Origin of the sequence: Novosphingobium aromaticivorans DSM 12444 (genome assembly GCF_000013325.1) — a bacterium.
Taxonomy (GTDB): domain Bacteria; phylum Pseudomonadota; class Alphaproteobacteria; order Sphingomonadales; family Sphingomonadaceae; genus Novosphingobium; species Novosphingobium aromaticivorans.
This window is the reverse complement of sequence record NC_007794.1, coordinates 2,089,549-2,099,664: the sequence shown is the minus strand read 5'-3', so window position 1 is coordinate 2,099,664 and position 10,116 is coordinate 2,089,549. Positions and strand designations below refer to the sequence as shown.

Genomic DNA, 10,116 nt, shown 5'->3' with positions numbered 1-10,116 from the left:
GCGAGCGGCGAAATCAGCGCGGGATTTCGACGTAGTCCAGCTTGCGCATCGCGTCCATCAGCGCACCTGCGTACTTTTCTGGAACGGCCTCGGTGCCAAGGGCCCAAGCCATGATTTCGACGTCGTCTTCCTCGATCAGTTCCTCGAACCACGCGACATCGGCGGCGCTCCATGACGCGTGGTAGCGGTCGAAGAAGCAGCCGATCATGTAATCCGCCTCTCGCGTGCCACGGTGCCAGGCGCGGAAGTGCAGGCGGCGCAGGTTTTCGGGGGCGATTGCGGGCGTGTCGGTCATGCAAGGCCGTTAGGACCAATTCGCCCGCGAAACAAGGCGCGCGCGACCGGCACGAAAAGGCATCCCGGCGCCCGTCCTTCCCCTGCGCCGGAATGCCCCATCGCTGTCCGCGCGGCTATTTGGCCCGCAGCGCGGCGATGATTTCGTCAGGTTGGCGACCGATTAGATCCTTGGACAACTCGCGGATCGTCGCGCGTTCGGTGCCTTTGTTGTAATGATGACGCAACTCGCCAAGCGTGCGCGGGGCGGCGATCACGACCAGTTGTTCGATCCTGTGTGCCTGTACCTCGCCATTGAGCCAGGACGCGACCGCGGCCGCATGGGCATCTTCGTCGAGCTGGTGGCCGGCAGGGTTACCCGCGCTGGAGTAGTGGCGTCCGCCCGATCCGTGATTGTGTTCTTCCAGTTGCGGCGTCGGCAATTCAGCGAGTTCAGGCGCGGCCTCGTTGCCAGCATTGCGCCACAGTTGCCAGTTCTTGCCATCGATTATTGCGATGACGGTGCCATGCGGGATCAACATTGGACCGAACTCCTGTTTTCGTCCTTGATGCGGCAACCAAGCACCCCCAAGCTTGATGGTACCATGCGCTGGGTCAAAATTGGCGCTGGAAATTTCCCTGAAGCCTCCCCTGAAAACTCCCCTGAAAACTCCATCGTGCATTAACCGGCTTCGCCATTGGCGAACCGGCCGGCTTGCGCCTATGTCCGGACCATGCGTCCCGACCTGCTCAATCCACTGTTTGCCGAGGCCAGCAGCCTGAAGGGCGTTGGGCCTGGCCTCGCACGTCCTCTGGAAAAGCTCGGCCTGACGCGGGTAAAGGATTTTGCCTACCACCTTCCCGATCGTTTCGTCCTGCGCCGCGCCATAGCGAATCTCGACGAGGCGAGCGTTGGCGAGCAGATCGTCGTTGCGCTCACACCTCGTGACTATCGTCAGTCCGCAGGCCGGGGGCCGTTTCGCGTGATGGCTGAGGACGAAAGCGGCAGCTTCGTTGCACTGACCTATTTTGGCCGCGCTTCCTACACGGCCAAGAAGCAGCTTCCGCTGGGCGAAAAACGATGGGTCGCCGGACGCCTCGATCAGTTCGGCCAGACCTGGCAAATCGTCCATCCCGACCATGTGAGCGACGACAGCGCAGGGATGCTCGGCCAGTTGAACGAGCCTGTCTATCCGTTGTCCGAGGGGTTGACCCAGGGGCGGTTGCAGGGGCTGGTGCACCAGTCGCTCGCACACTTGCCGCAGCTTCCAGAATGGATCGAGCCCGGTCTCGCTCAGCGTATGGACTGGCCGGCATGGCATGAGGCGCTGCCCTTGGCGCACAAGGGCGAGCACAAGGCCGCGCGCGATCGGCTCGCTTACGATGAATTGCTGGCCAACAGCCTTGCGCTCATCCTCGTGCGGGAAAGCAACCGCAGCCGGCAGGGCACTCCGCTGCACGGAGATGGTCATCTCCGTGCGAAGCTGAACCTCCCGTTCGACCTTACCGGTGCCCAGAAGCGCTCCATCGCCGAGATCGAGGGCGACGTGGCGCAAGGCGCGCCCATGTTGCGCCTTCTCCAGGGCGACGTGGGGTCGGGCAAGACCGCCGTGGCGCTCAACGCCATGCTGATCGCGGTGGAATCGGGCGCGCAGGCGGCCCTGCTTGCACCAACCGAGATCCTGGCGCGCCAACACGCCGATACGCTGTCGAAGATGGCAGTGGGCACGGGGGTCAACATCGCTCTGCTGACCGGGCGGGACAAGGGCAGGGCGCGCGAGTCCATTCTCATGGGCCTGCTCGACGGTAGCATCGACATCTGCGTGGGTACGCACGCGATCTTTCAGGAGGCAGTTGCCTATCGCAATCTGGCGCTGGTGGTGATCGACGAACAGCATCGCTTCGGCGTGGGCCAGCGGCTGATGCTGACGCAGAAGGCGCGGCGCACGCCCCATTGCCTTGCGATGACCGCCACGCCCATTCCGCGCACGCTGACGCTTGCGCAATATGGTGAAATGGATGTCTCTCGCCTCGACGAGATGCCGCCCGGCCGACAGGCCATCGACACGAGAGTTGTCGCGCAGGAGCGGCTCGCCGATGTGATAGAGGGGGTGGGCCGACACATCGCGAAGGGTGCCCAGGCGTACTGGGTCTGCCCCATGGTCCGCGAGCAGGAGAACGACGATATGGCCGCAGCCGAGGCGCGCTTCGCAGCCTTGAAGGAGCGGTTCGGCGATATGGTCGTGATGGTGCACGGGCAGCTCCGGCCCGAGGTCAAGGATGCGGCGATGGAACGCTTCGCGCGCGGCGATGCGAAGCTGCTGGTGGCCACCACCGTAATCGAGGTTGGCGTCGACGTTCCGAATGCTACCTTGATGGTGATCGAGCAGGCGGAGCGTTTTGGCCTTGCCCAGTTGCACCAGCTACGCGGCAGGGTCGGACGTGGCAGTCAGCAATCGACCTGTCTTCTTCTCCGGGGCGATGCGCTGTCCGAGACCGGGCGCGAGAGGCTCGCCTTGATGAGGGAGACGCAGGACGGCTTTCGGCTTGCCGAAGAGGACTTGCGGCTGCGTGGCGGCGGCGAACTTCTGGGGACGCGCCAGTCCGGCGAGACGCCGTTCAAGGTCGCGGATTTCGAACAGATCGCGAAGCTTCTACCGCTGGCGCACGACGATGCCCGGCTCCTGATGGAGCGCGACGGCGGGCTTTCGTCCCCCCGCGGGCAGGCGGCGCGCGTGTTGTTGTATCTGTTCGAACGCGACTGGGGCGTCCAGTTACTGCGCGGCGGTTAGCGCCGAAAGGGATGGGGCGACGCGAAAAAGGGGAAACGCGCCGCCCCCTCCCTGATGGGATTACTTGCTGGTCTTGGCGGCGGGCGACGCGCTCTTCGTCGCGTCGGCAAAGGCTTCGGCGGTCATGCCGATCACAAGACCGTTCGTACCCTTTGCCACCGACGTCTTCGGCAACTTCACGCGGGCCTTGCCGGTGTCGAGAACGAAGTCCGTTTCGGTCACCTCGGCGATCTTGCCCAGAACGGTCGTGCCGTCCGAGGCATGGACCGGCGCATCGACCACGATGGCGGCGGCAAGCACGGCAGCAGCGTCGGCTGCAGCCTTTTCGGCAGCGGCATCAAGCTGCTCCTTCGTCATTCCGAGAACAGGGCCTTTCGGACCTGAGCCGAGCGAAGTCAGGGCAAGCGTGGCAGCATTCTTGCCGGTGTCGATGACGAAGTTGGGGGCGTTGACGCTCTTGATGGTGCCGACTTCGGCGCCGGCGGCATCATAGACCTTGGTCCCCACGGTCGGCGTTGCGGCAGCCGCAGGTGCTGCGCTGGCGGCGGCTTCCTGGGCGATGGCCGAAGGGGCGAATGGGAGGGATGCGACGAGAAGGGCAAGCGACAGAGTGGAATTCTTCACGAACGAGGGCTCCTGTCCAGTTGAAGGGCTGACCTCTGCAAAACTGGAAACAAGATCCCACCGCGCAAACCCGAATGCGGTCTTTTCTGCACTTTTCAGGGCAGATTGAGGCACTTGTTCGATTTCGTCGATGGACCGTTGAACGATGCGGCGTAGCAGCTGCGCCGAAAAGGGCTGTCGGGAACGGTGCCTCTCGGCAGGTTCCTCGCCTGAAATCACATCGCGCAATTCAAGAAATTGGTCGGGGAGAGAGGATTCGAACCTCCGGCCCCTGCCTCCCGAAGACAGTGCTCTACCAGGCTGAGCTACTCCCCGACCGATCCGCTGCCGGTGACCCGGCTGCGAGGCAGGGGCGCCCTATACGAAGCAGTTTTCCAACTGGCAAGCGGCCTTTGGAAAAGTTTTTTTGCAGCCCGGTTTTTGCGCCTTGGCCCAGCCCGGGATAGAAGCGTGGCCATGTCCATCCTGCGCGATTCCGGCCGCCATTACGAATGGCAATATCTCGATCTCATGCGCCGCATTTGGGAACATGGCGACGAGCGGGTAGATCGGACCGGCGTCGGTACGCGGTCGGTCTTCGGTGCTGAGCTCAGATTCGATCTTTCCGATGGGCGGATGCCGTTGCTCACTACCAAACGCGTCTACTGGAAGACGGCAACGCGTGAGTTCCTATGGTTCCTGACCGGCAATACCAATATCCGCCCCCTCTGCGCGCAGGGTGTGGAGATCTGGACCGATTGGCCGCTCGACCGTTACCGCAAGGAGACCGGGGACGACATTTCGCGGAAGGACTTTTCGGCACGGATCGTCGCGGACGAGGCATTCGCGTTGCGGTGGGGCGACCTTGGACCGGTCTATGGCAAGCAATGGGTGGACTGGCCGGTGTTCGAGCCTGTGGGCGACGGCCTGTTCCGCCGACGCGAAGCCGGCGTGAACCAGGTGGCGGACGTGGTTGATTCGCTGCGGCATAATCCCGGCAGCAGGCGTCACATCATCGAGGGTTGGAACGTCGCCGAGATCGACCGGATGGCGCTGCCTCCCTGCCACAAGACATACCAGTTCCACGTCAGCGGCAATCGGCTGAACGGCTTGCTCTATCAACGCAGTTGCGACGTCGCGCTGGGGCTTCCCTTCAACCTGTGGGGCGCCGCACTGCTCGTACGTCTGCTGGCCCAGCAATGTGACCTTCAACCCGGCGAACTGGTTTGGATGGGTGGAGATACGCATCTCTACCTGAACCACGCGGATCTCGTTGAAGCGCAACTTTCGCGGGAACCGGAGGGTGATCCGCGCCTTGCCATCCTGCGGCGACCGGATAGTATCTTCGGTTACCGGATCGAGGATTTCGAGGTGACCGGATATGCACCGCAGGGGCACCTTTCCGCGCCTGTTGCCGTCTGATGGCCTGATTGACTCGAAAAGGCGTGTGAAATAAAATAACACACGTCTATAACTTTGCGACTGTACGACTTTCGCATTTGCGAAGGTTGATTCGGCGCGGGAGAGTCCAGATGCAGGCGTTTGCCCTATGAGTAGCGAGGGGATGAGCGGGATGGCGCGCGGCAATCTGCCGTCGCTATCGCTCCACGTGCCGGAACCGAAGTTCCGGCCGGGTGACAAGGTCGATTATTCCGACCTTGCCATTTCGCGCGCGGGGGAACAGCCGCGACCCGACGAGCAGTGCGAGGCTTCCGAAACCCACCCGTTGTGCCTCGATCTGGTGCGCGTGCTTGGCGATGACGACCGTGCGATCGGCCCTTGGGACCCCCGGTTGGACGCCGACACGCTGCGCCGCATGCTGCGCACGATGGCGCTGACCCGTGCTTTCGACGACCGCATGTATCGCGGCCAGCGACAGGGCAAGACCAGCTTCTACATGAAGTGCACGGGCGAAGAGGCGACATCGGTCGCCCCGGCCATGGCCTTGGCGGATGACGACATGGTCTTCCCCAGCTACCGCCAGCAGGGCATCCTGATCGCGCGTGGCTATCCGTTGGTCGAGATGATCAACCAGATCTATTCCAATCGTGCCGACAAGCTGAAGGGACGCCAGTTGCCGATCATGTATTCGGCGCGCGAGCAGTCGTTCTTCACGATCTCGGGCAACCTCGCCACGCAGTACCCGCAGGCCGTGGGTTGGGCCATGGCAAGCGCGATCAAGGGCGACAGCCGCATCGCCGCGACCTGGATCGGCGAAGGGTCCACGGCTGAGGGCGACTTCCATTCGGCCATGACTTTCGCAGCAGTCTACAATGCGCCCGTCATCTTCAATGTGGTGAACAACCAGTGGGCCATTTCCAGTTTTTCGGGTTTTGCCGGCGCGGAGAGGACGACTTTTGCCGCCCGCGCGATCGGCTATGGCATCGCCGGCTTGCGGGTGGACGGTAACGATCCGCTTGCTGTCTTCGCGGCAACCCAGTGGGCCGCGAACCGCGCCCGCGCCAATGCCGGCCCTACGCTGATCGAGCACTTCACCTACCGTGCCGAGGGGCACTCGACTTCCGATGATCCCACCCAGTACCGTTCCGCGCAGGAGCGGGAGGAGTGGCCGCTGGGCGACCCGGTCAACCGGCTGAAGAAGCACCTCGTGGCCCTGGGCGAGTGGTCGGACGAGCAGCACGAGGCGATGGACCGTGAACTCGTCGACCTGGTCAAGGCGGCCACGAAGGAGGCCGAAAAGAACGGCATCCTGGGGCACGGGCTGCATCACCCGTTCCATACAATGTTCGAGGACGTCTTCGAGGAACTGCCCTGGCATCTCCGCGAACAGAGCGAGCAGGCAATCCGCGAGCGTCGGATCAAGTGGCCGGAATGGAAAGAGTCATGACCTACGAAGAATCTCCGGTCAGCCTCGCCGAGGCCCCGACCCGTCGTCTGAACATGATCGAAGCGATCAATGACGCTCTCGACATCATGATGGAGCGTGATCCCAACGTCGTGGTCATGGGCGAGGACGTCGGTTATTTCGGCGGCGTGTTCCGTGCGACGGCGGGACTCCAGAAGAAATACGGCAAGACCCGCGTGTTTGACACGCCGATCAGCGAGTGCGGTATCATCGGCGTGGCTGTCGGCATGGGCGCTTATGGCCTGCGCCCGGTGCCCGAGATCCAGTTCGCCGACTACATCTATCCAGGCCTCGATCAGCTCGTTTCGGAGGCTGCGAGGTTGCGTTACCGTTCGGCCGGCGAATTCATTGCGCCGATGACGGTGCGTTCGCCATTTGGCGGCGGCATCTTCGGCGGGCAGACCCACAGCCAAAGCCCCGAGGCGCTGTTTACCCACGTCGCCGGGCTGAAGACGGTGGTTCCTAGCACTCCGCACGATGCGAAGGGTCTCTTGATCGCAGCGATCGAGGATAACGATCCGGTGATCTTCTTCGAGCCCAAGCGCATCTATAACGGGCCTTTCAACGGCTACTACGACAAGCCTGTCGAGCCCTGGAGCAAGCATGCGGACAGCGCCGTTCCGGAGGGCTATTATTCGATACCGCTAGGAAAGGCCCGCGTCGTGCGCCCGGGGCAGGCGTTCACTGTATTGGCCTATGGCACCATGGTCCACGTCGCTGCAGCGGTCTGCGCGGAGAAGGGCGTCGATGCCGAAATCATCGACCTCAGGACACTTGTCCCGCTGGATATCGAGACGGTGGAAAAGTCGGTGGAAAAGACCGGCAAATGCCTGATCGTCCATGAAGCCACGCGCACTTCGGGCTTTGGCGCGGAGTTGTCCGCCCTGGTTCAGGAGCGTTGCTTCTACCACCTCGAAGCACCGATAGAGCGCGTGACCGGCTTCGACACACCCTATCCACACAGCCTCGAATGGGCCTACTTCCCTGGCCCGGTCCGCATCGGCGAGGCCGTCGACCGACTGATGAAGGCCTGACCCATGGGAACCTACACATTCCGCCTGCCCGATATTGGCGAGGGTATCGCCGAGGCAGAAATCGTCGCCTGGCATGTCAAGGTCGGCGACACTGTCGAGGAAGACGGTCGCCTGGCTGACATGATGACCGACAAGGCCACGGTCGAGATGGAAAGCCCGGTCGCGGGCAAGGTCGTCTCGGTTGCGGGGGAAGTTGGCGATGTCGTGGCGATCGGCTCGGCGCTGGTTGTGATCGAGACCGAGGGGGAGGACGAGGCACCGGCGCCTGCTGCGGCGCCCGCGCCCAAGGCGGCGATCGTCGAAGAGCGCATCGAGGTCGAAACGCCCGAGCCACCGCAACCGCCATCACCGCCCCAGCCGCTGTTCGTTTCGCGCGAAGTCGAGGCACCGCCCGCAGTGCCGGCTACAGGTTCTGGCGTGGCGCCTGGCCCGCGTGCCTCGACCGCGCCTGACACGATCGGTGGGGCGGGGGCAAAGGTCCTCGCCAGTCCGGCCGTGCGGCAGCGTGCCCGCGATCTTGGCATAGACCTGTCGGAAGTCCGTCCGTCTGAGGAAGGCCGCATTCGCCACGCCGACCTCGATCAGTTCCTCTCCTACAATGCCTCTGGCGGTTACCGTGCAGCCGGTGCCGAGCGCGGCGACGAAGTGATCAGGGTCATCGGTATGCGGCGACGCATCGCCGAGAACATGGCCGCGTCGAAACGACACATCCCGCACTTCTCCTACGTCGAGGAATGCGATGTGACCGCGCTTGAAATCATGCGGGAACAACTCAACGCGGGCCGGGGCGACAAGCCCAAGCTGACGATGTTGCCCCTGCTTATCACCGCGATCTGCCGTGCTCTGCCGCAGTACCCGATGATCAACGCCCGCTATGACGACGAGGCCGGCGTGGTTACCCGCTATGGTGCGGTGCATCTCGGCATGGCGGCGCAAACGCCTGCGGGCCTTATGGTGCCTGTCATCCGCAACGCCCAGACCCTGAATCTCTGGCAACTCGCCCGCGAGATTGTCCGCCTGGCAGAGGCCGCGCGCAGCGGCAGCGCAAAATCGGACGAGCTTTCCGGTTCGACGTTGACGGTGACGTCCCTTGGCCCACTTGGCGGCGTGGCGACCACGCCGGTCATCAACCGCCCGGAAGTTGCCATCATCGGGCCCAATCGCATCGTCGAGCGGCCGATGTTCGTGTCCGATGGCATGGGGGGCGAGCGGATCGAAAAGCGCAAGCTGATGAACATCTCGATCAGTTGCGACCATCGCGTGGTCGATGGCCACGATGCGGCAAGTTTCATCCAGGCGGTGAAGAAGCTGATCGAAACGCCGGTGCTGCTGCTGGCGGACTGATGTGATATGAGCGCGGATCGGAGGTAGCCATGCCGACAACCGATCCGCGCATCGACGAGCATATCGCGAAGGCAGGTGCGTTTGCCCGGCCCGTGCTGGAGCGCTTCCGCGCTCTGGTTCATCGCCAGATTCCCGACTGTGTCGAGGCGATCAAGTGGGGCATGCCGCACTTCACGCTGGGCGGGAAGAACGTGGCCGGGATGGCAGCGTTCAAGAAGCACGTTTCAGTGTTCTTCCACAACGACGATCAGCCAGGAGGAGCCGGGCCGTTTCGCAAGATTGCGGACATCGATGCCTTTCCGGATGAGGGGCTCGTGGTCGATAGGTTGAACGCTGCTGTGGCGCGCCTGTCGGCCTCCAAGGTCGCGAGATCCCGTGTGGCGACCAAACGGGTACCGTCGGTTCCCGAGGCATTCGCAGCCGCGCTCGACACGGGCGGGGCGCGTAGCCGGTTCGACGGCATGGCGCCCGGGCAGCGCCGCGAATATATCGAATGGATCGTTGAGGCGAAGAGCGATGCCACGCGCGAAAAACGCATCGCGCAGGCCACCGAGTGGATTGCCGAGGGTAAGCCGCGCAACTGGAAGTACAAGAAATCCTGAGCCTCGCGGCAAGTTGTTCAAGAATTTTGCCGACGACGAAAAATGCATGCCGAAGTCCGTTGACAGCCTGCAAACTCTGCCATAGAGGCGGCGCTCCCAACGGCGAGCGGGTGTAGCTCAGTTGGTTAGAGTGCCGGCCTGTCACGCCGGAGGTCGCGGGTTCGAGCCCCGTCACTCGCGCCATTGGGATGATGAAAAAGGCGCCTTCAGGCGCCTTTTTCTTTGCCCGTTCGGCGAGGCAATATGACGTCCGGCCATCCCACCACCGCCGGCCATCCCACCACCGCCGGCCATCCCACCACCGTTTGTCGGGGCTGCTGGGTGAAGCGGTCCGGCGTGGTTTACATGTGGCGCGCGGTCACTTTGATGGCTTCAATTCCTTGCGCCGACGATTGCGGAATGGCTGGTTCCGCGCTGTGGAAAAATTCCCGCTTTGAAGCCCGTTGACAGGTCGGCGGACCTGCCATAGAGGCGCGGCTCCCAAGGGGCACGCGGGTGTAGCTCAGTTGGTTAGAGTGCCGGCCTGTCACGCCGGAGGTCGCGGGTTCGAGCCCCGTCACTCGCGCCACCTTGGGAATTTCTTCTTTTCGAAGATGCGTCGG

Annotated in this window: 9 protein-coding genes and 3 tRNA genes; 8 read left to right on the top strand and 4 right to left on the bottom strand. The window is 63.2% G+C overall.

The annotated features are described in order from the left end of the window. Positions 1-13: 13 nt before the first annotated feature. Together SARO_RS09955 and SARO_RS09950 are read right to left on the bottom strand one after the other, a co-directional pair. On the bottom strand, positions 14-295 hold the full coding sequence (locus tag SARO_RS09955; protein ID WP_011445630.1) for a succinate dehydrogenase assembly factor 2: 282 nt from the start codon (positions 293-295) through the stop codon (positions 14-16). Between the two features lie 115 nt (positions 296-410). After that, entirely contained in the window at positions 411-956 is a 546-nt protein-coding gene (locus SARO_RS09950; protein ID WP_083760854.1) for a host attachment protein, read from the bottom strand. Between the two features lie 51 nt (positions 957-1,007). Between SARO_RS09950 and recG the strand changes: the two genes are divergently transcribed. Beyond that, the gene (gene recG / locus SARO_RS09945) at positions 1,008-3,065 is read left to right on the top strand and encodes an ATP-dependent DNA helicase RecG (RefSeq protein ID WP_011445628.1); all 2,058 of its coding nucleotides are present in this window, start codon (positions 1,008-1,010) and stop codon (positions 3,063-3,065) included. A 60-nt stretch (positions 3,066-3,125) separates the two neighbouring features. On the opposite strand, the gene SARO_RS20665 is transcribed toward recG, so the two are convergent. Next, positions 3,126-3,689, bottom strand: coding sequence for a hypothetical protein (locus tag SARO_RS20665; RefSeq protein ID WP_011445627.1), 564 nt, complete (start codon positions 3,687-3,689; stop codon positions 3,126-3,128). A gap of 238 nt (positions 3,690-3,927) precedes the next feature. Beyond that, a tRNA-Pro gene (locus SARO_RS09935) sits at positions 3,928-4,004 on the bottom strand. A 141-nt stretch (positions 4,005-4,145) separates the two neighbouring features. On the opposite strand from SARO_RS09935, the gene thyA reads away from it, so the two are divergent. From thyA to SARO_RS09900, 7 genes are all read left to right on the top strand, one after another. Further along, positions 4,146-5,090, top strand: coding sequence for a thymidylate synthase (gene thyA / locus SARO_RS09930; RefSeq protein WP_041550282.1), 945 nt, complete (start codon positions 4,146-4,148; stop codon positions 5,088-5,090). Positions 5,091-5,217: 127 nt separating this feature from the next. After that, on the top strand, positions 5,218-6,516 hold the full coding sequence (locus SARO_RS09925) for a 3-methyl-2-oxobutanoate dehydrogenase (2-methylpropanoyl-transferring) subunit alpha (protein ID WP_041550281.1): 1,299 nt from the start codon (positions 5,218-5,220) through the stop codon (positions 6,514-6,516). Next, positions 6,513-7,568 (top strand): alpha-ketoacid dehydrogenase subunit beta, encoded by a 1,056-nt coding sequence (locus SARO_RS09920; RefSeq protein ID WP_011445624.1) that lies wholly within the window; start codon positions 6,513-6,515, stop codon positions 7,566-7,568. The genes SARO_RS09925 and SARO_RS09920 overlap by 4 nt, the downstream gene beginning before the upstream one ends. Before the next feature lie 3 nt (positions 7,569-7,571). After that, a complete protein-coding gene (locus SARO_RS09915) occupies positions 7,572-8,912 on the top strand; it encodes a dihydrolipoamide acetyltransferase family protein (RefSeq protein WP_011445623.1) in 1,341 nt (446 codons plus the stop codon). A gap of 29 nt (positions 8,913-8,941) precedes the next feature. Then, positions 8,942-9,514, top strand: coding sequence for a YdeI/OmpD-associated family protein (locus tag SARO_RS09910; protein ID WP_011445622.1), 573 nt, complete (start codon positions 8,942-8,944; stop codon positions 9,512-9,514). Positions 9,515-9,620: 106 nt separating this feature from the next. Then, positions 9,621-9,697: transfer RNA gene (locus SARO_RS09905), tRNA-Asp, on the top strand. 308 nt (positions 9,698-10,005) lie between these two features. After that, positions 10,006-10,082, top strand: a tRNA-Asp gene (locus SARO_RS09900). Positions 10,083-10,116 lie beyond the last annotated feature (34 nt).

What these genes read in the sequence shown, in the direction of transcription:
- SARO_RS09955 (WP_011445630.1), bottom strand. Translation starts at nt 295, where the DNA reads ATGACCGACACGCCCGCAATCGCCCCCGAAAACCTGCGCCGCCTGCAC.
- SARO_RS09950 (WP_083760854.1), bottom strand. Translation starts at nt 956, where the DNA reads ATGCACGATGGAGTTTTCAGGGGAGTTTTCAGGGGAGGCTTCAGGGAA.
- recG (WP_011445628.1), top strand. Translation starts at nt 1,008, where the DNA reads ATGCGTCCCGACCTGCTCAATCCACTGTTTGCCGAGGCCAGCAGCCTG.
- thyA (WP_041550282.1), top strand. Translation starts at nt 4,146, where the DNA reads ATGTCCATCCTGCGCGATTCCGGCCGCCATTACGAATGGCAATATCTC.
- SARO_RS09925 (WP_041550281.1), top strand. Translation starts at nt 5,218, where the DNA reads ATGAGTAGCGAGGGGATGAGCGGGATGGCGCGCGGCAATCTGCCGTCG.
- SARO_RS09920 (WP_011445624.1), top strand. Translation starts at nt 6,513, where the DNA reads ATGACCTACGAAGAATCTCCGGTCAGCCTCGCCGAGGCCCCGACCCGT.
- SARO_RS09915 (WP_011445623.1), top strand. Translation starts at nt 7,572, where the DNA reads ATGGGAACCTACACATTCCGCCTGCCCGATATTGGCGAGGGTATCGCC.
- SARO_RS09910 (WP_011445622.1), top strand. Translation starts at nt 8,942, where the DNA reads ATGCCGACAACCGATCCGCGCATCGACGAGCATATCGCGAAGGCAGGT.